The organism is Pantoea sp. (assembly GCF_039594315.1).
Taxonomy (GTDB): domain Bacteria; phylum Pseudomonadota; class Gammaproteobacteria; order Enterobacterales; family Enterobacteriaceae; genus Pantoea.
Genome location: NZ_JBCNNP010000002.1, coordinates 241107 through 261316, shown reverse-complemented (window position 1 = coordinate 261316; position 20210 = coordinate 241107). Strand labels below are relative to the sequence as shown.

At 51.3% G+C, this 20210-nt stretch carries 17 protein-coding genes; 9 read left to right on the top strand and 8 right to left on the bottom strand.

From position 1 onward, the window contains the following. The first annotated feature begins 12 nt into the window (after nucleotides 1–12). The 3 genes from celB (at nucleotide 13) to ABDW13_RS02855 (ending at nucleotide 4313) form a co-directional block, all read left to right on the top strand. Nucleotides 13–1365, top strand: a complete 1353-nt coding sequence (gene celB, locus ABDW13_RS02865; RefSeq protein ID WP_343550886.1) for a PTS cellobiose transporter subunit IIC — start codon at nucleotides 13–15, stop codon at nucleotides 1363–1365. Between the two features lie 278 nt (nucleotides 1366–1643). Next, nucleotides 1644–2261 (top strand): glutathione S-transferase family protein, encoded by a 618-nt coding sequence (locus ABDW13_RS02860; RefSeq protein ID WP_343550885.1) that lies wholly within the window; start codon nucleotides 1644–1646, stop codon nucleotides 2259–2261. A 9-nt stretch (nucleotides 2262–2270) separates the two neighbouring features. Continuing rightward, nucleotides 2271–4313, top strand: a complete 2043-nt coding sequence (locus ABDW13_RS02855; RefSeq protein ID WP_343550884.1) for a pyridoxamine 5'-phosphate oxidase family protein — start codon at nucleotides 2271–2273, stop codon at nucleotides 4311–4313. 101 nt (nucleotides 4314–4414) lie between these two features. Here the strand turns inward: ABDW13_RS02855 and ABDW13_RS02850 are convergent, their stop codons facing one another. From ABDW13_RS02850 to ABDW13_RS02825, 6 genes are all read right to left on the bottom strand, one after another. Then, on the bottom strand, nucleotides 4415–6520 hold the full coding sequence (locus tag ABDW13_RS02850; RefSeq protein ID WP_343550883.1) for a peptidase domain-containing ABC transporter: 2106 nt from the start codon (nucleotides 6518–6520) through the stop codon (nucleotides 4415–4417). Next, nucleotides 6517–7800, bottom strand: a complete 1284-nt coding sequence (locus tag ABDW13_RS02845; RefSeq protein ID WP_343550882.1) for an HlyD family efflux transporter periplasmic adaptor subunit — start codon at nucleotides 7798–7800, stop codon at nucleotides 6517–6519. The genes ABDW13_RS02850 and ABDW13_RS02845 overlap by 4 nt, the downstream gene beginning before the upstream one ends. 288 nt (nucleotides 7801–8088) lie before the next feature. Continuing rightward, nucleotides 8089–8493 carry a hypothetical protein gene (locus ABDW13_RS02840; protein WP_343550881.1) on the bottom strand — a complete coding sequence of 135 codons (405 nt, stop codon included), beginning with the start codon at nucleotides 8491–8493 and terminating at the stop codon, nucleotides 8089–8091. 270 nt (nucleotides 8494–8763) lie between these two features. Further along, nucleotides 8764–10056: a DUF1254 domain-containing protein gene (locus ABDW13_RS02835; protein ID WP_343550880.1), complete on the bottom strand. Its 1293-nt coding sequence runs from the start codon at nucleotides 10054–10056 to the stop codon at nucleotides 8764–8766. Nucleotides 10057–10072: 16 nt separating this feature from the next. Further along, entirely contained in the window at nucleotides 10073–11587 is a 1515-nt protein-coding gene (locus ABDW13_RS02830; RefSeq protein ID WP_343550879.1) for a DUF1214 domain-containing protein, read from the bottom strand. A gap of 306 nt (nucleotides 11588–11893) precedes the next feature. Beyond that, entirely contained in the window at nucleotides 11894–12496 is a 603-nt protein-coding gene (locus tag ABDW13_RS02825; protein WP_343550878.1) for a DUF1214 domain-containing protein, read from the bottom strand. Between the two features lie 196 nt (nucleotides 12497–12692). On the opposite strand from ABDW13_RS02825, the gene ABDW13_RS02820 reads away from it, so the two are divergent. The 3 genes from ABDW13_RS02820 to arsC all read left to right on the top strand — a co-directional run bounded on the left by ABDW13_RS02820 (nucleotide 12693) and on the right by arsC (nucleotide 14880). Further along, on the top strand, nucleotides 12693–13046 hold the full coding sequence (locus ABDW13_RS02820) for a metalloregulator ArsR/SmtB family transcription factor (RefSeq protein ID WP_343550877.1): 354 nt from the start codon (nucleotides 12693–12695) through the stop codon (nucleotides 13044–13046). A gap of 71 nt (nucleotides 13047–13117) precedes the next feature. Next, nucleotides 13118–14401 carry an arsenic transporter gene (locus tag ABDW13_RS02815; protein ID WP_343550876.1) on the top strand — a complete coding sequence of 428 codons (1284 nt, stop codon included), beginning with the start codon at nucleotides 13118–13120 and terminating at the stop codon, nucleotides 14399–14401. Between the two features lie 47 nt (nucleotides 14402–14448). Then, complete coding sequence (gene arsC, locus ABDW13_RS02810) at nucleotides 14449–14880, top strand: arsenate reductase (glutaredoxin) (RefSeq protein ID WP_343550875.1); 432 nt, start codon at nucleotides 14449–14451, stop codon at nucleotides 14878–14880. A 44-nt stretch (nucleotides 14881–14924) separates the two neighbouring features. On the opposite strand, the gene ABDW13_RS02805 is transcribed toward arsC, so the two are convergent. Both ABDW13_RS02805 and ABDW13_RS02800 read right to left on the bottom strand, forming a co-directional pair. After that, nucleotides 14925–15404 carry a nuclear transport factor 2 family protein gene (locus ABDW13_RS02805; RefSeq protein WP_343550874.1) on the bottom strand — a complete coding sequence of 160 codons (480 nt, stop codon included), beginning with the start codon at nucleotides 15402–15404 and terminating at the stop codon, nucleotides 14925–14927. Between the two features lie 26 nt (nucleotides 15405–15430). After that, on the bottom strand, nucleotides 15431–16003 hold the full coding sequence (locus ABDW13_RS02800; RefSeq protein WP_343550939.1) for a TetR/AcrR family transcriptional regulator: 573 nt from the start codon (nucleotides 16001–16003) through the stop codon (nucleotides 15431–15433). 391 nt (nucleotides 16004–16394) lie between these two features. On the opposite strand from ABDW13_RS02800, the gene ABDW13_RS02795 reads away from it, so the two are divergent. Genes ABDW13_RS02795 through ABDW13_RS02785 form a run of 3 tightly spaced genes read left to right on the top strand, consistent with a single transcriptional unit; the run spans nucleotide 16395 to nucleotide 20174 of the window. Beyond that, nucleotides 16395–17279 (top strand): AAA family ATPase, encoded by an 885-nt coding sequence (locus ABDW13_RS02795; protein WP_343550873.1) that lies wholly within the window; start codon nucleotides 16395–16397, stop codon nucleotides 17277–17279. Beyond that, nucleotides 17272–18651, top strand: a complete 1380-nt coding sequence (dnaB-PI, locus tag ABDW13_RS02790) for an SPI-7-type island replicative DNA helicase (RefSeq protein ID WP_343550872.1) — start codon at nucleotides 17272–17274, stop codon at nucleotides 18649–18651. The genes ABDW13_RS02795 and dnaB-PI overlap by 8 nt, the downstream gene beginning before the upstream one ends. Continuing rightward, complete coding sequence (locus ABDW13_RS02785) at nucleotides 18648–20174, top strand: ParB family protein (RefSeq protein WP_343550871.1); 1527 nt, start codon at nucleotides 18648–18650, stop codon at nucleotides 20172–20174. The genes dnaB-PI and ABDW13_RS02785 overlap by 4 nt, the downstream gene beginning before the upstream one ends. The last annotated feature ends 36 nt before the right edge of the window (nucleotides 20175–20210 follow it).

Here is a 20210-nt window from a genome sequence, read left to right as displayed (position 1 = left end):
TGAGGAGGCCCCATGTCCAACCGTACTTTTATCGAACGTTATGTGTTACCCGTCGCGCTGAAAATCGCCGGTCAAAAGCATGTGCTGTCGGTGCGTGACGGCATCATTCTCAACATGCCGTTTATGCTGATTGGCAGTTTCTTCCTGATCTTTGCCTATCTGCCGATTCCGGCGTGGGGCCATTTAATGGCGGATCTGTTTGGCGATACATGGCGCAACAAGTTGCTGTATCCGGTGCGCGCCACCTACGACATCATGGCGTTGATCTCCAGCTTCGGTATCGCCTATCGTCTGGCGGAGAAGTACCGCACGCTCGATCCACTCACCAGCGGCGCGATGGCGTTGGTGGCGTTTGTGATGACCATTCCGCAGCAGACATTGTTTGCACCGGTGGAAGGCGCGCCGACGCAATTGGTCACCGGCGTGTTGCCGATTTCGCTGATTGGCAGCCAGGGATTGTTCGTGGCGATTGTGATTGCGCTGATGTCGACCGAGATTTATCGCTTCGTGCATAACCGCAATCTGGTGATCAAAATGCCAGAAGGCGTGCCGCCTGCCGTAGCGAAATCCTTCCTCGCGCTGGTGCCGGGTTTCTGCGTGCTGGCGGTGGTGTTGGTGCTGCGTTTGGCAGTGGAAGCCTCGCCGTTTGGTGATATCAATAACCTGATTGCCACCGTGATCGGTTTGCCGATGCATCATGTGGGCGGCACCTTGCCAGGCATGATTTTCTCGGTGCTGTTGATTGGCATTCTGTGGACGTTAGGCTTGCACGGCGATGCGATTGTGCTGGTGTTTATCCAGCCGGTGTGGCTGTCGAACATGAGCGAAAACCTTGAAGCGTTCCAGCATAACCTGCCGATCCCACACATCTTCACTCAACAGTTTTATGATTTGTGGATTGCGCCCGGCGGCACTGGCGCGCTGCTGGGACTGGTGATTTTTATGCTGATTCGCTCGCGCAGTCGCCAGATGAAACAGTTGGGCAAAATTGCCGCGCCCGCCGCACTGTTTAACATCAGCGAACCGTTGGTATTCGGCATTCCGTTGGTGATGAACCCATATTTGTTCTTGCCGTTTATCCTCACGCCAGTGGTGCTGGTGATTGTTTCCTGGGCAGCCATGTCCACCGGTTTGGTCGCGCCACCCGCCGGGATCGCGTTGCCGTTCACCACACCAATTTTTGTCAGCGGCTATCTGGCGACCGGCGGACACATTTCCGGCACCGTGCTGCAAGTGGTGAACCTGACGATTTCGCTGGTGATCTACTATCCGTTCTTCCGCATCTGGGATCGCCTGAAGTTCCGCGAGGAGCAACAGAGTGAACAACAAGCGCGAGCGGTGGCAGCGGATGTAGTGACGTCGTAATGGAACGATCTCAATTCAGGATGTAATGGGTTAGAAACCGAAATTCTAATGCGCATGTATTGTAGCGGCGCAATTCATTGCGTTGTGTTGACCTTTTAAAATCAACTGAACGCGATAAATCGCGCCGCTACGGAATGTGCGGTAAATACAGACGCGTAGCACTCTTCCACTTTCTGCAATAATGACTTCGCAAACCCGGCTATTCTGCTGCGGATTGCGCTGTGCGAACCTTGAGTTATCGCCCGGGATCATCCCGGGCACAACCTGAGGAATCGCACATGAAGCTCTACCATTTCCCGCTTTCCGGCCATGCACACCGCGCACGTTTATTTCTGTCGTTACTCAATGTGCCGCATGAAATCGTCGATGTCGATCTCAAAGCGGGCGAACATCTGACGCCAGAATTCCTTGCCATGAACCCGTTCGGTCAGGTGCCGGTGCTGGAAGATGATGGCGTGTTTATTGCCGATTCCAACGCCATTTTGGTTTATCTGGCGAAGAAAACCGGGCGCAGCGAATGGCTGCCGGAAGACGCACTTGGCGCGGCGCAGGTGCAGCGTTGGCTGTCGGTGGCGGCAGGCGATCTGGCGTTTGGCCCGGCGGCGGCGCGTTTGATTACCGTGTTTGGTCGCCCTTTCAATCCGGAAGAGGTGATCACCCGTGCGCATCTGGTGTTAACGCGCATCGAAAATCACCTCAAAGACCGTGAATGGCTGGTTGGCGATCGCCCCACTATCGCTGACATCGCTCAATACAGCTACATCATTGGCGCGCCAGAAGGCAACGTGAACTTGTCAGGTTATCCGGCGGTGAATGGCTTGCTGCGCCGCATCGAAGCGCTGCCGGGTTTTGTGGCTTTCCCGCAAACCGCTGCCGGTCTGCGCAGCATCGCGTGAGTGACGATCATGGGTGAGAAACGCCAGGTTTGGCATCAGGGTGAAATCGCGCTGCAACAACAAGCGGGCGTGGCGGAACGTATGGCAGAAGTCGGCCAGCGTGTGGTGCGCGATCACATGCCCGATCAGCATCGCGATTTCTACGCGCAGTTGCCGTTCATTGTCGCTGGCAGCGTGGATGCGCACGGCGATGCCTGGGCAACGCTGCTGGAGGGCCAGCCTGGCTTTATCTTCTCACCCAACGCCACCACGCTGGACATCGCGGCGCGTCCGGATGCCAGCGATCCGGCCGCCGCTGGCATGCAGGATGGTGCGCCGATTGGTTTGCTCGGTATCGAACTGCATACGCGTCGCCGTAACCGCATGAACGGCGTGCTACAGGCGATTGGCGGTGGCTTTCGTGTGCAGGTCGAGCAGAGTTTTGGCAACTGTCCGCGCTACATCCAATTGCGCGACTTCCGTTTCGCACGCGATCCGGCAGAACCTTATCGCGGTGAAGTGGAAAAACTCGCCGCTTTGGATGACGCCGCACGCGCCACGATTGCCAACGCAGATGCGTTTTACGTCGCCACTTATGCCGCGCAGAGCGTGGATGCATCGCATCGCGGCGGCAAACCGGGTTTTGTGCGCGTGGCGCAAGATGGCCTGCTGACCATTCCCGATTTCAACGGCAATCTGTTTTTCAACACGCTCGGCAATATCTATCAAAATGGTAAAGCGGGTTTGCTGTTCGTCGATTATGCCAGCGGCGACACGCTGCAACTCAGCGGCGATGCCGAGGTGATTTTCGATTCGCCGGAGATCGCCGCCTTTCAAGGGGCCGAACGTTTATGGACTTTCCGCCCGCGCCGCATCGTGCGCCGCCGTGCTGCCCTCGCCTTGCGCTGGCAAACCCAACCGGATGGCGCTGCCCCCAGCGCGTTAATGACCGGCGATTGGCAAGCCGCTACCGAGCGTTTACGCGCCAGCGAACTGGCATCAAGCTGGCGACCGTTTAAAGTCACCAAGGTGGTGGATGAGAGCGCCAACATCCGCTCGTTTCATTTATTACCGGATGATGGCGCCGGATTGTTGCCGCATCTGGCGGGACAACATCTGCCGATTCGCGTATCAATGCCCGGTGGCGATAAGCCACAAGTGCGCACTTATACGCTCTCGGTTGCGCCGTCGGACGGTTTTTATCGCATCAGTGTCAAGCGCGACGGCGTGGTGTCGCGCTATCTGCATCAACATCTGGCGGTTGGCGATACGCTGGAAGTGCGTGCGCCCGCCGGTGATTTCACCATCGATGCCAATCAAACGCGTCCAGCGGTGTTGCTGGCGGCGGGTGTCGGCATCACGCCGATGTTAGCGATGCTGCGGCATCTGGTTTATGAAGGGCAACGCAAACAGCGCATGCGACCGGTGTTCCTGTTCCAGGCGGCGCGCAGCAAAGCCGAGCGCCCGTTTGTTCGTGAACTCGATCAGCTATTGGCGGCGGCGCAAGGTGCGGTCAATCTGGTGCGCGTGCTAAGCCAAACCAGCGATGCTGAAGAGGGATTTGATTACGATTTTGCCGGGCGCATTGATACCGCGCTGCTCACGCAGGTGCTGCCTTTTAACGATTACGATTTCTATTTGTGCGGCCCGCCGACCTTTACCCAAGCGCTGTACGATGGTTTGCGCGCGTTGAATATCGCGGATAGCCGTATTCACGCCGAAGCGTTCGGGCCATCGTCGTTGCAGCGCACTCCTGATAGTGCTGTAGCTGAAACACCCTTGCCGCCGGTCGCGACGCAAGCGGTGCCGGTGAAGTTTATGACCTCATTAAAAGAAGCGCGCTGGACGCCGGGATCGGGTTCGTTGTTGGATTTGGCCGAAGCACGTGGGCTCAGCCCGGTATTTAGCTGTCGCGCTGGACACTGCGGCAGTTGCAAAACCAAACTGCTGCGCGGCACGGTGACCTATCAAACACCGCCGAGTGCCAAAATAGCGGAGGATGAGGTGCTGATTTGCTGCGCGATGCCTGCGCAGCAACAGGACGATGCCGAAGGCATTCAGTTGGCGCTGTAAAGCAGAGTTTGGGCACGAGAATTTAGCGGTCACCATAAATGGCGACCCTACTGGCAAGATTTTGGCTACGCCATTTATGGTGGCCAATAATGACACCTATTTTAAATCCTGATGTTATTTACGCTCATATCAAAAACTTCATCTGCAGAATCAATGGTGCTTTGCCTATGCGCCACAATCACACGGGTAATATTCATGGCGGCAATCGCCTGATTGATTCTTGCTTCATTGAACGCATCAAGGTGGCTGGTTGATTCATCCATAAATAGAATTTTGGGACGACGATATAATGCGCGGGCAATCATTAAGCGCTGTTTTTGTCCGCCCGATATAGAGCCACCGAGCTCGCTAAGATAGGTCGAATATTGCATCGGTAGCGCCATAATATCATCGTGGATGCTGGCTAATTCAGCACACTTCACCAGCCACTCTCTATCTAGTTGCGACGAGAATGCGCTGATGTTTTCCTCAATGGTTCCAGAGAGTAATTTATCATCCTGCAATACGCAGGCAATATTCTCACGATAGTTTTTCAAGCCGAATTTACGTAACTCAATACCGTTCAAGGTGATCAGCCCACTGCTGGGCAATATTAAACCGCACAGCACTTTGAGTAAGGTGGTTTTCCCACAACCGGATGCACCGACAATCGCCACGCTTTTCCCTGCGGGGATGACGATAGAGAGTTGGTCAAACACCGTTGGTGTGAAATCATCGTAACGAAAAGAGAGATTTTCAGCACGAATATTGAAACTGATGTCGCTATTTTTGGCTGGAAAAATTGTCGCAATATCTTCGGTTGGTGTGAGTAAAATATCTGACACGCGTTCCTTATGCAGGCTTATCATCTTAAGTTCAAGCAGCATGTTAATGATGTTACCCGTGCGCGTTGAAAACTCACTACGATAATAGGAAAAAGCCAATAACATCCCTAACGAAAGTTCACCACCCATCACTCCATACGTGCCGATCCATAGAATCAAGACATTATCTAAAGATCCAATTAATGTGTAAGCTGCATTATAAACAAAGCTAAACTTCGCATTCTTTATGCCAATATTCAGCTCACTAACATTCAAGTTAAACCATCGACCCGCACGTTGCTCATGCATATTCATACTTTTAACCGTCGCAATCCCATATAAGGTTTCCATAAAGTGGGAATGCTGGCTGGCGGTTTTAATGATCTGTTCTTCGGAAATTCGTCGATAGTAATTAAATGTTAGAATACGCATCACGACATAAATCAAGGAAAAAGAGAGCACTAAAAAAAACAGCAACGGTGAATAAGCCATCATCATTACAGTGGCACCAGCCACCATAATCACATCAAGAATAAGTTGCACCGCATTGGTGGTGAACGTCTCACGAATCGCGTCTAATGATGCAAACCGCGACTGAATATCACCTAATTTACGTTTTTCAAACCACAGCAGCGGTAATTTCAATAGATGATCGAATATTCCCTGCCGCCATTGCAACTGGATTTGCATGCCAGTTATCAGTACTAACCAAGAGCGTAACAGCATAATTAATGCTTGTGTCACTACCATTAATAACATCGCACCGCATATCACGGTCAAGAGCCCTGAATCTTGCGCTGGTATTACGTGATCCATAATCAACTGATTGCCAATCGGCATCAGCAAAGTAAATAGTTCAACCAACAGAGATAAGCAAAACACTTTAATTAATGCAGCTTTTAGACCTGTAATACTGCCAAATAGCTGCCGCATTTTTATTTTTTCGACTGGCACTTCATCTTTTTTAAAGCGCGTTCCGGGCCACAGCTGTAAGGCAATACCAGTAAAATGCTCAGAGAATTTGTTCGCTGATAACACCACCCGCCCTAAGGCTGGATCATGAATCACATAGCGATTTTTCGTTACTTTTATTAGCACCACGAAATGGGTTAAGTCCCAATGCAAAATACAAGGAAGCCGAAGTTGAGAGATTTCAGCCATCTCAATGGAAACCGGATGGGTATCAAACTGGTAATGCCGCGCAATCTGATTGATGCTGACAAGATTTAGTCCGTGCGAAGAAATTGCATGCTGGTTTCTAAGGTGAATCAGATCCATCGTTAAACCATAATGGTTAAACACCATCAGTAAAGCAGCCAATCCACATTCTGCGCTTTCCGTTTGCAAAATAACCGGTGGCATTTTCTTCCAGCAAAGATTCAATCTTGCTTGCTGTTCACTCATATCACTGGCCCGGAAACACTCTCTTTGACGTCATATAACGGCGAGAGAATCCATTGCCATAGAGGACGTTGCTCAAGATAAAGCGTCACGTTGGCCGTGAGTCCATTTGATAATGGAATCATTCTACCGTTATAAATAATGCCATCGCTTTTAATTGAGCACGCAACTTTGAAATAATTACCGCCCGAGCGAATCAACTCTTCTCTAGGCGCGCTTCTGTAGTGACTCATTTCCTGAAGCGAAGCGGGCACCCGTGAGATCTCTCTAATCTGCCCGCTGAATTGACCAAATTTTTGCCATGCAAAGGCATCATAGCGGATACTGACGGGAGCATCCTCAAGCAAATAAGGCATATTTTTGTCCGGCACCCACAATATTAATTGATACTCATTTTCTGCATGAGGCAGCATTTGAGCGAGATCATCATTAAAGGTTACATATTGACCAATCCCGATGTTAAGACTCTCAATCTTGCCCGCGTAGGGGGCTACAACATAAACATCGGTTTCAGCTTCAACTGCGGCAAGTTGGCGGTCTAAATCTTGCAGTTTTAATTGATATTCCAACACTTGATTCTGAAACTCAATTTTCTTTGAAGCAATTTCTGCTTCGATATTAATAATCTGTACACGTTCCTGAACGTGCTGATTATTAATCCCATTCCAGATATTTTGCTGTTGAAAATAGTTATTCAGTTGGTAGATATACTGATCTTTGGTGATCAATCCCTTCTGCTGATAACTGCGATAATTATTCAAGGTTGCTTCGTATGAGTGTAAACCCTTTATTGACTTACTTAATAGCTCCACGGATGACGCATTCAACGCAAGATATTTATCGCGTTGCTCAACCAGATTGTTTTCCGTTTTTGCTTGATTGGTCTCTAAGCCCAATACGATGTCTTTTATAGTTTCAATTTGGCGTTTAATCGCGATAATGCTACGTTCGCCGATTATCCCCGAACCGATGTTTTTCCCGGTGTTGATACGATACACTTTTTGTCCCGCCGTCACGGTGCTGGCTACCGTGACATAGACATCTGAGATATAGCCTTGATGCTGAGAGGAGATCGTAATCGGCCGTAATGTTGAGATAACTTCTCCTGCGACGGAGTTCCTTTTGGTATAACTCGCAAAAGTGAGAAACAGCAGTAATGCGATCACCACGAAAAGCGTTGCGCTTACTACCGCAGATTTATTCAGGAACGTCACCTCAAGTACCACGCCCAAGTAGCGCCCCCGTTTTTTTTCGATCACTTCCTGCCGGAAAAAATCAGCCATTGCTTTACAAATACTCAGAAAGATAAAAGCTTCCCAATCAATATCGAGAAGCTTGCAGGATTAATTACTGTTAAACCAATCGTAAAAGCGAAACAGCCCGGAATAAAAAGCGTAAGCACCGATGAGCATTAACATCCATGATATAACCCCCAATATCCCTTGCGTATTCATTGGGCTACAAGGAGCGGAGATACTGGAAAGAGGAAATATAGTAAAAATCCAAAGTGTATTAATGATCAGACCACGGGCGCTGGTACCCAGACTGAATTTTTTCATCGTTGATCTCATTTACCAGGTACACTGACCGCCGATATTGTTTGATCCGCTATTATTGCCACCATTACCGCCGTATGGGCTATTGTTGCAAGACAAACCGCCGCTTACTCCACCAACAACAGCGCCAACCGCCACCGCGCCCATTCCAGCTGGCCCCAATGCTATAGCGCCGATAGTGCCGATAATTGCCCCCATGCCAACCTGATTACCGCAGGTGCTGGGTGCGCCACCAGTGCGACCACCATTTGAATCGTTACTAACCTTTCCGCCGGTAGATTTATCGGAGAAATTTCCCGCACCTGAGACCATTGCCATTTCCTGCACATTCAACGTTTTCATATAAACTCCTTTTAGATGCCTGTTAATGTGGCAGAAATAAACTAACCAATTTAAAAATTGATTTAAATAACGAAACATTTAACGAAAACCAGTAATAACCCACCGATTCGAAATCATCACTTGATGGAAATCAATAAACAAATAACATTTTAACCCATTAAAAAATCGACATTATATTTTTGATCGTTATTGGTATCGAAGACAATTTTAATGAGAAGAATTGAATGATTGAGATTGGAAAATTTCACTACAATTTTGATTAACATCATAAAATCGAAATACCTGAATTTCATAATCCATCTTCTGCGCTCTCCCAGCATTTAGCATGCCGGGAGAGCTAATATCTATTTACTTCACCACTTCCAGCGTCGGCGTTGGGTATTTGCCATCAATCGCCGCCTGATCTGGGCCGTAAAGACGCATGATGATATAGGCGTCTTTCTCCGGAATTGGCAGCCAGTTCGGGTTGTTGGCATCGCCTTTGGCGCTCAAATCGATGGTGTACATGCCATCGGCACCGGGTTTCAGCGTACGATCCCCGCGGCTATGGCGGTTAATGGCGTTGTGCGCCATAAACATGTTGTCGAGACCATAAACCGTGAACGACCAGAACTGGCTAACATGCGGCGCTTTAAAGTGCAGACGGTATTTCTTGCCGTTCGAGCCGTTAATGCTCTGGCCGTCGGAACCTTTGATGATTTGCAGATAAACCGACTCTTCCGGCGGCAAGCCCCATTGGCCGATTAGCGTGCCCTCAGCAAACAAATCGCGTTTCTGGTTTTGCAGCTCCTCACGCGTGCCCAGCAAGCCTTTGGATGATGTCATGGTTGGCTGAAGTTTTTTCAGATGTGCGAGGCCCAACTCTTCACCTTTTTTCGCCGCCGCCAGTTGCTCGGCGGTAAAGTCAGTTTTGCACGGTTCAATGCCAACCGCTTTGTATTGGTCGATCCATTTCTTATCCGCCGTGCCCATATCGCCCTGACACAGCACGAAATTCACCCGTTGCAGCCAATTGGTTTTTTCCAGATCGGGCCAGTTATGCACTGTGGCTTTCGGACCGGGTTCACCCAGATAAGCCGAGAGCGTGCGGATGTTCCAGTCATCCATATAGCCCAGCGCCTTTTTGGTGTCCTCCGGGCTGGTTGCCATGATGCGCCCCATCAGCTTGAGGATATCGGAATCAACACGAATCACTTCGGTCACGCTAGGCGGCACTTCCCCTTTCCAGGTGCGCGAGGCAAACATGAAGTGCCCACCTTTAGTGCCGCGCGTGCGCGAGCCAATCATCGAGGTGGTGTAATGCCCCATATCCATGGTGTGCAGGATCCAGTAACGCCCTTTATCCATATCCGGCACGCTAACAATCACCGGTTCCGCGCTAACATCCAGCCAGCCTTGCAGGTGCAGCGTATCGTTGTTGATGGTGGGATGGTCGGTGTAAGTATCGTCCGCCAGATGACGGATATTCTGGAAGCGGTTCATTGGTGTGCCGGTTTTCACCGCGGTTTCATAAAAGAATTTATAGGCTTCATCCATCGAATAACCGTAGATGTAGGCATCTTCGGCGGTTTTATCGCTGATTTGCGCCATCGCTGGCAGTGCAACGGTGGTGAGCAGCATGGCAATCAAAGTTCTTTTCATTTTCGACTCCGGTTTATCACGCGCGCACAACATCGGCGAGTTTGAAGGATTTGTTGTTGAGTTCATCGGTCGGGCCATACAAACGCATTGCCGGTAGCGGCCGTTTGCCGCAGGTTGGGATCCAGTTGTTTTCCAGCCCCACCGGCGCCTGCGGGCCGATGTAAATCGTCACGCTGCCATCGGCGTTCTTTTTCATCTTGTCGAGGTCGTAAGAGGAAAGCGTGGTGCGATCCAGCGAGTTGTAGATGAACGACATGGTGTCGCGGTTGTAGACAGTTAGCGCCCAGAACTGCTTAACCGGCATCTGCGCCGGAACGGTCAGGCGATACATCAACCCGGCTTGCAGTAATTGCCCTTCGCTGTCGGCAATCGCCATCAGATATTGCGTGGCGGGCGACGCACTCAACTGCTTGGGCATGTAGGTACACCAAAAGTACTCAGCAGCACGATTAATCAGATCGATTTTATCTTCATAGACGAAGGTAAAGCGTTGATTGTCATCCGCCTGCAACAGCGAAGCGTAGTGGCGATCTTTCCAGAACAGTTTTTCGCGCGGGAAATTGTCGAACCAATGTTGCAGGTAAAACCACGCATCAATCGCCGCCTGACGCATCGCTTTGCGCGTGGTGTCGTCCGGCTTAAACGGCTTGCCGCGCTCGATACCCAGCGACATCAGCATCCCCATCATTACCTTATCCTGCTCTTGCGCCGGTTCGACGCTGGCGACCGCGTGCATATCCTCAAAGTGGCGTTCGTCATAAAACGGCAGCGTGGGGTAAACCTGATTGCTGGGATCGACAAAGCGCTGAGTTGGCGGATTAGCGGCTTCGCTGAGGTAATACATACGTAGCTTTTTCGAGTATTGGTAAGCATCCTGCGCCGATTTACCGGCGGCAGGCACCGATCGAAAAGCGAAGGCGATGCGGTAATTGGGGGAAGCGACATGCAAATAACCTTGCGGGATCTCTTCTTTGTAACCGGGCGGGGTGAGCAGAAATTTTCCGCCCTGCCCTTTGTCGATCCCTGCGGGCCCGACATCGGCGATGGTGAACTGCCAGGCATCGACGATTTGCCCATAAAGACTGCCATCTGCCCCGGCGACTGGCACTTCTAACACCACTGGACCACGCTGCAAATCGGTAAACGCAGAGATATACGGCGTAGTGCTGTTGGCGGTGATCGCTTCCAGTTTGGGCGTGGCTGTGTGGGAATAGGCAATGATGTCGTTGTCTTTCATACCGAGATTGTTAAACGCGGCACGACGGAAGCTGTATATCGCCACCGCTGGCATATTCCACAACACCGCTTCAAACGCGCGCTGATACTTAATCTGATAGTCGAAATCCACAATCGAGCAGGTCGCGCCTGCTGGCGGAAATCCGCCCTGCGTTTCGCCTTTATCGCCCGCGCCGTGATGCAGCGGGATTTTTTCGACCACCTTCGCTTGTCTGGCAGCAGCGTGTTTCATCACAGCGAATCCCGCTGCGCTGCCAAGCACCAGTTTATAAAAACCACGTCTTGATATAGCCATGATTGACTCCTGAACGGATTTTAAAGGTGTGACTTTTACTGCCTGTTATTTTTTTGGTGTGGCGTTATAGGTGTGACAAAACTGAAATGTATTGAACGACATATCCGCCTTATCCAGATGCCTGGATTTATGGATAAAACGGCTACTTAACGGCTGGAACTTATTGAGAATGCAGCCTTTTTGGCATGCAATTTCAGTGTAGTTTGAGTTAATAAAAAGGTGGGGAAAATTTCACTCGTGGGATGAGGATTCAAGTTGGGGGGTGTTTGCAAGAAGGGCAACAAATGAACGTTGCCCTAAACCCTTCTAATTACTGCTCACTTTCACTGCGGGCGGCGTCCAGGTTTTATTTAACACCGCTTCTTTTGGCCAGTAGGTTCGAATGGTCATTTCGAAATCACTGTCTGGCGCGGGCAGCCAGTTGCCAGCTTTACCATCGCCAGGACTACTTTTCTGAATATAAATCGTTAGCGAACCATCATTGTTATATTTCATCCCCTTCAGATTCTTGGTGCCGACCGAGTAGCGCCCCGACTCGTTTTTGGCAAAGAAATGCTGGGGATCGTACATCGTCAACGACCAGAAACCATTGACCGGCGGCGTTTGTCCTTTCGGGAAAGTTAGCGTGTAGTTGTGCGCCCCATTCAAGCGTTCGCCGTCAGCATCAACTTCCACAAAGAAGTAGCGTGTCTCTTCGGGCTGATTAACATACATATTCGATTTTGCGGTTGCGGTGCGGGTTAAATAGTCATATCCCCATCGCGCGCCGTTAGATGGCGTGTTCCAGCCATTGGGTAACACCTGTCCATTGGTTTTGAAATCGAACATCGGTTTAATGACCTGCTCTTCCATTTCCACAGCGGCGTCATCAATGGCCTTTTTAATCGCGGGATCACGAGTAGTAAGCACCGGAATGGCCGAACAAAATTCGGTTGGAGCTGGACTACAGTACAGACAACGTTCGATTTTTCTGCAAATACGGCCAAAGCGTCATTGAGGGTGATAATTAGCAAGTTTTTTATTAACACATTCACACTAACAAATATGTTATTGACTTACCCCTTGTCTAACCAGACACTGTCTTTTTTATCTGACCGGATTCAGCATGTCACAACTCCCCCCACTGCTGTTGTTTAAAAACCTCTCGGACGAAACGCGCCTGACCCTGGTTTTGCTATTGAAAGAGAAAGGAGAATTGTGCGTGTGTGAACTCACTCAGGTACTCAAACTTCCTCAACCTAAAATTTCCCGCCACTTAGCTATGCTGCGTTCCAGCGGATTGTTAATTGACCGTCGCGACGGCAAATGGATTCACTATCGCCTGTCTCCACACATACCTGCTTGGGCGGCTTCCGTCATTGAACAGGCGTGGCTGAGTCAGCGCGACGAAATTCGTGACCTCGCCGATCATTCTCAACTGGACCATGCCACGACTAACGGCAGAGCTGTCTGCCTGTAAAAAAAATTTAGCCAAACATATTCGTTTATACGAATGTGTTTGGTGTCTACATAATTAAACAAGGAGGCAGCATGCTGCTGGCAGGCGCAATTTTTATCCTCACCCTGATCTTCGTTATCTGGCAGCCGCGCGGGCTCAGTATTGGTTGGAGCGCGGTAGCCGGCGCCGCGCTGGCGCTGATGACGGGGGTGGTACATATCGGCGATATTCCCGTGGTCTGGCAGATAGTCTGGAACGCCACGGCTACGTTCATTGCGGTGATCATCATCAGCCTGCTGCTGGATGAATCGGGATTTTTTGAGTGGGCGGCATTGCACGTTGCACGCTGGGGTGGCGGCAGCGGGAAACTACTGTTCACCTATATCGTGCTGATGGGCGCGGCGGTGGCGGCGCTGTTTGCGAATGATGGTGCGGCGCTGATTCTGACACCGATCGTGATTGCCATGCTGCTGGCACTCGGATTCAGTCGTGGTGCAACACTGGCGTTAGTGATGGCTGCGGGTTTTATTGCCGATACGTCAAGCCTGCCGCTTATCGTGTCCAATCTGGTCAACATCGTTTCGGCAGACTTTTTCCATCTGGGATTCAGTGATTACGCTGCGGTTATGGTGCCGGTCAACATGGCTTCGGTGCTCGCAACACTGGTTATGCTGCACCTGTTTTTCCGTAAGGAAATCCCGGCGAATTATGACGAGGCAAAGCTCAAAGCGCCTCGTGACGCCATACATGATATCAGGACTTTCCGCACCGGATGGGCGGTGCTCATTTTACTGCTGGCTGGTTTTTTTGCGCTGGAACCGCTCGGCGTACCGGTCAGCCTGGTCGCATCTGTCGGCGCACTGATCCTCTGGCTGGTCGCGCGGCACGGCCATGTGATTGATACCCGTAAAGTACTGCGCAATGCGCCCTGGCAGATCGTGGTGTTTTCACTGGGCATGTACCTGGTGGTCTACGGGCTGCGTAATGCCGGGCTGACGGAGTATCTCGCCACGCTGCTCAACGATTTCTCCGCTTCGGGTGTCTGGGGGGCAGCGATGGGAACCGGCTATCTCACCGCACTCCTGTCATCAGTAATGAACAATATGCCAACGGTGCTGATCGGCGCACTTTCCATTGATGCCAGCTCGGCACAAGGGGTTGTGCGTGAAGCGATGATTTACGCCAACATTATCGGCTGCGATCTCGGTCCAAAAATCACGCCGATTGGCAGCCTGGCAACGCTGCTGTGGCTGCATGTCCTTGCACAGAAAAATATCCGTATCAGCTGGGGTTACTACTTCCGGGTTGGCATCGTCATGACGCTGCCGGTACTGACCGTAACGCTCGCCGCGCTCGCGCTGCGTCTGTCAATCTGACGATAATCCGGGGCGGCGCATGCAGCCCCATTACACGAGGCTTTACCATGTCTGACATCACCATTTATCACAATCCCGCCTGCGGCACCTCACGTAATACGCTGGCACTGATCCGCAACAGCGGTGCGGAACCCGTCGTGATTCATTACCTTGAAACTCCGCCGACGCGTGAAACCCTTCAGGCGCTGATTGAAGCGATGGAAACTGGCGTGCGGGCGCTGCTGCGTAAAAATACTGACCCTTATGAACAACTGGGCCTCGCCAGCGAAAGCTTCTCAGATGAGCAGTTGCTGGACGCCATGCTGGCTCACCCGATTCTGATTAATCGCCCGATAGTGGTGACGTCGCTGGGAACGAAGCTTTGCCGCCCTTCAGATGTGGTTCTGGACATCCTGCCTGACCCACAGCAGGGCCCGTTCACCAAAGAAGATGGCGAAGTGGTGATTGGTGCAGACGGTAAACGCGTCAGCCAGTCATAAGGCAGAAAAGAACTCTTATACTCGCACTTAACTAATGAACGCTATTACAAACCCAACTCAGAAAGACCGGGATGATCGTCTGGACGACGCCCGAGCGGCCAATGAAATTTACGCTCAGATTCTTTTATTTGCAGATCATTGATACTAGCGAATCGGCGTGTCATTAGGCCATCCGCTCCAAACTCCCAATTTTCATTGCCATAGGAGCGGAACCAGTTGCCTGAATCATCATGCCATTCATAGGCGTAACGAACCGCAATGCGATTGTCATTAAACGCCCAGAGTTCTTTAATCAGGCGATAATCTAATTCTTTATTCCACTTGCGCGAGAGAAAGGCTCGGCACTCTTCGCGATTAGTGACAAATTCGGCGCGATTACGCCATTGCGTATCTTCGGAATAAGCAAGAGAAACACGTTCCGCATCGCGACTGTTCCAGCCATCTTCGGCCAATCTTACCTTTTCAATAGCGGTTTCACGGGTAAACGGCGGCAACGGTGGACGCGTTGGGTTATTGGCAGACATAATAAAACCTCAGATTATTTAAAGCGTTATTCAGGGCAAGCCTGATCCAATAATGAAATAGCAATCACTTTGGCATTCTCAGAGGCCTCACTGTCGCCCATCACTTTGGCTACGGTAATAGCGCCATCAATCAGAATTAATAACTGATTCGCCAATATTGATGGCTGTGAACATTGCGCCTGTTCACACAGCAATAGCACGTAATCTTTTAACTTCTGTTTATGAATGCGGGCAATTTCCCGAATCGGATCGGCTGGATTGCCTATTTCTCCCGCCGTGTTAATAAAGGCGCAACCGCGAAACCCTGGCGATTTAAACCATTCCGTCAGCACGCTGAACATCTCAATAATACGTCCACGCGGATGCTCATTTTTCTCCGTTTCACCAATGAACCACGCCATCCAGCGCACATCACGTGTATTAAGCACGGCGGCGGCAATAGCATCTTTATCAGCAAAATGATGATAAATACTCTTCCGCGCCACGCCGGAGTTTTCAACCAACAGCGCCATACTGGTGGCATGAATCCCCTCTTCATAAATCAGCTTTTCGGCGCTGGTGAGGATTTTGTCTCGTGTCGAGCTGGTGTTTGTTTTCATAGCAACAAGGTAGAACGATCGTTCTACCTGTGTCAATCGAATATTTATCGATGTCACGCGGTTTAAAGAATACGTGGAAACACTTGGCGGCAAGCTAAGTTTGAGCGTTGAGCTTCCTAGTGGAGATGGACGGATGATTGAAATTTAGAACAGGGAAAGATGGTGGCAAATGGTTGGGATCTTTTTAAACCCCACAAAAGCAAAAACCCAGCCATAAAGGCTGGGTTTTCAGAATGTTGGTGCCCGGACGCGGAATCGAACCACGGACACGGGGATTTTCAATCCCCTTGCACAGATTTTAGGGTTGATTCTTGGCGGGAAAATTCAGCTTCGATTAGCTTAAAAACATCGTGATTTAGATGTACCTCCGAATAACTTTCGGATGTGCATGATGAAAATACTTCCCGTAATTTCCACCAAAGGTGGAGAAGGCAAATCTACGCAAGCCGCGAACCTGTGTGGCTTTCTCGCTGATGCAGGATTGAAGACGCTGTTAATCGATGGCGACTTCGGGCAACCCACTGCTAGCAGCATCTATCAACTCACCTATGAAGCGCCGTGCGGTCTATATGAGCTGCTGATGCAGACAGTGGATCTCAGCGATGCCAGCAATATAATTTCCCACAGTTTTATCCCTAACCTCGACGTCATCATCTCCAACGACCCGCAAGCTCACTTACTGACGGCCATGTTGCATGCGCCAGATGGTCGGTTGCGCATGCGTAATATTCTGCAGCACCCGCTTTTTAAGCAGTACGACGCCATCATCATTGATTCGCAGGGCGCACGCTCAGTGATGCTGGAGCTGATAGTGCTCGCTGCTACCGACTCCACGATCGGCATCGTTAAGCCGGTGTTGCCGGATATTCGCGAGTTCCTGCGCGGTTCAATAGCAATGTTCGAGCAACTGCGTTCGCTTTCCTCTTACGGCATTAAGCTGCCCGCAGTTCGCATTCTGGTGAATTGCATGGATTACACGTCGCTGGCCAAAGCCACGCTGTCGCAGCTTGAGACGATAGTCAGCGAGGGGAAATACAGTCCCTACGCCGCCGAACTGCCAGTATCACTACTAAATACCCAAATCTTCGATCTCGACATCTATAAAGCAGGCCATTTTGCTGGCGAACCTGCGCACCGGCTTGAAACGCAGACACGCCGTAAAAGCGATTCGGCGCTGCAAACAATGCACAACCTAGCGTGTGAGCTGTTCCCGGAATGGCTAAGCCAGTTTGACGCGCTTCTTTCACGCTCGGTGAAGGAGGTGAATCATGTCTAAATCCAGTAATTACCCAATCGATATGCCGCATTCCATTGATGCCGAACAGGCAGTGCTGGGCGCGCTGATGCTGGATAACGATCGCTGGGATGATGTGGTCACATTGATTCAACGCGAAGACTTCTTCTCCAGCCCGCATCGCTCGATTTTCAAAGGCATCGACGAGCTTGCCAGAGGTAACAATCCATTTGACCTGATCACCCTCAGCGAGTTGCTGGAACGTCACAACATCCTCGATCAGTGCGGTGGGTTTGCGTACCTCGCTGAGCTAAGCAAGAACACGCCAAGCGCCGCCAACATCCTTGCCTACGCACGGATAATTGCTGAAAAAAGCCAGTTGCGTCAGTTGTACATACTCGGCAACCAACTCACCCGCGATGTGCAGCTTCCCAACGCCACCGCCTGCAACATCAGCGAAGTCGCTGAAAGCCAACTGTTCAACCTCGCCGAAAAAGGCCACGCTCGTCAGCACCAGGAAATCACTGTGCTCGATGGCATGTCGCAGTTGCTTACCCGGCTAGAAGAGACGACTGGCGGGAATGGCATCACCGGCACGCCGACGGGTTTTAGAGAAATGGATCAAATGACCTGTGGTTTGCAGGCTGGCGATTTAATTCTGCTAGCCGCGCGTCCTTCGATGGGTAAAACGGCGCTCGCTTTAGCGATGTGCGAAGCGGCGCTGGATGCTCAGGAGAGCAATTTAGTTTTTTGCTTCAGCCTGGAAATGCCAGCAGAGCAGCTGATGATGCGGCTTGTTGCAATGCTGGGTCAGGTTGAGCTGAATTTGCTGCGCAGCGGTCAGCTCGATGATGAATGCTGGGCCAGAATCAGCTTGGCAATGGAGCGAGTCACCGCCTGGAAAGATCGGCTGATCATCGATGAAAACAGCGACCAGACTCCGGCGCTGCTGCGCGCCCGAGCAAGACGCTACATCCGCAAATACGGGCAACCGAGCCTGATTCTGGTCGATTACCTGCAGCTGATGCGTGCGCCTGAGCAAGAGAACCGCACGCAGGAGATTTCAGAGATCTCGCGTTGCCTGAAGGCGCTGGCCAAAGAGTTGAAATGTCCGCTTGTCGCGCTATCCCAGTTAAATCGGCAGGTGGAATCGCGGCCCAATAAGCGGCCAAACAACGGCGACCTGCGCGATTCCGGCGCGCTGGAACAGGACGCCGACCTGATTCTTTTCATCTATCGCGATGAAGTTTATAACGAGAACTCCACCGAAAAAGGCATCGCCGAAATCATCATCGGCAAGCAACGCCAGGGCCCTATCGGCACTGTCAAAACCGCCTATGATGGCCGCTATACGCGCTTCTCTAATGCTGAAAACAACTCCTATCACTTTGGTTATGGGAGGGCCCAGGCATGACAGCGATGGCAAAACAGAGAACCACCAATCTGACTGATGCGCTTTTGAAACGCGGACGTCAGGCAGAAGCGACATTAACAGTGGCAACGCCAGATGCGCCAGGCAGCGAAATGCCAATGGTGCTGACGCTGGATCAGCTGCGCCCCAACCCTGATAATCCGCGCACCAGTCGCAATCCGCGCTTTGATGACATAAAGGCTTCAATTCGCGCGCGCGGCCTCGATACGGTTCCAAAAGTCACGCTCGATCCCGACAATCCCGGCTCCTACATCTTCAGCGATGGCGGTAATACACGTTACCAGGCGTTGAGTGAACTGTGGGAAGAAACGCATAGCGAACATTTCTACCGCGTGCATTGCCTGTTCAAACCGTGGCCAGGACGCATCAAGTGCGTAATTGGTCATCTGGCTGAAAACGAGCTGCGCGGCGAGCTGAGCTTTATCGAGAAAGCGATCGGTATCCGTAACGCACGCCAGATCATTGAAGATGAATCAGGCAAGGCGGTTTCCCTGCGCGAACTGGCAACGACGCTGACCGAGCAGGGTTATCCGGTTAGCTATTCCAGTCTAAGCCGCATGGACAGCTGCGTACGTCATCTCTATCCGCATTTACCGGCGCTGTTGGAATCCGGCCTTGGCCGCCCGCAAATCAACGCATTGCTGGTGCTGCGTAGCGATGCGGAGAAACTTTGGAATCACTACTCGGCTGAAGCGAAACCAGATGCCACTTTTGAAAACGTGATGGCAAATGTGTGCCCGCATTTCAATTCGCCGGAGAGTTGGTCGCTGGAGATGTTCCGCGACGAGTTCATTGGCGAGCTGGTCAACGCGTTGCCGCATCCATCACTCAACTACGATCGCTGGCTGATTGAGCTTGATCCCAGTGAGCAAAATCGACGTCAGCTATTCGGTGAACCTGAACCCGTCGCTCCGCAGTTGCAGCAGCAAAACCAGCAGCCTGAACCGGAAGCAGCACCGCGCGCGCCTGCGCCAATTCGCAAGCCTACTCCACCACCAACCACATCAAGTGTTGCCAGTGGCAACACTTCCGAACCTAATTCCACTGTTGCCACTGGCAACACCTCCGAGCCGAGTTCTACTGTTGCCACTGGCAACACTTCCGGGGCGGTTTCTGATGTTGCCAGTAGCAACATTCAATCAGCCGCGCCAGATTTCTGGTCCATCCCCACTTTGCAGGACGATGCCGATCACCTGCGCAATATCGCCTTTCGTCTTGCTTTTGAGCTGGCTGATTCGGATAGCGACGGTGAAGCAGTGATATCGGATAACAGTGCTAATTCAGCTGGCTATCGCATTGACGAAGATCTCAGCGCCGCGCCAATTTCATGCCTGCTTTCCTCCCTGGCAGGCGGAGCATGCGATGAGGACTTACCAGACCTAATGCGCGAGCTGCTTATCGGCAGCAACGATGCCGCGCCGCGCTTTGATGATGACCTAACCCAGACGTTTATGAAGTTAATCCGCACGTTGCGGCGGCTGCGCGAACTGCAGCGCCAAAGCTGAGCGATATGTTTAGTCGATTGAGATTACTGAAAACCG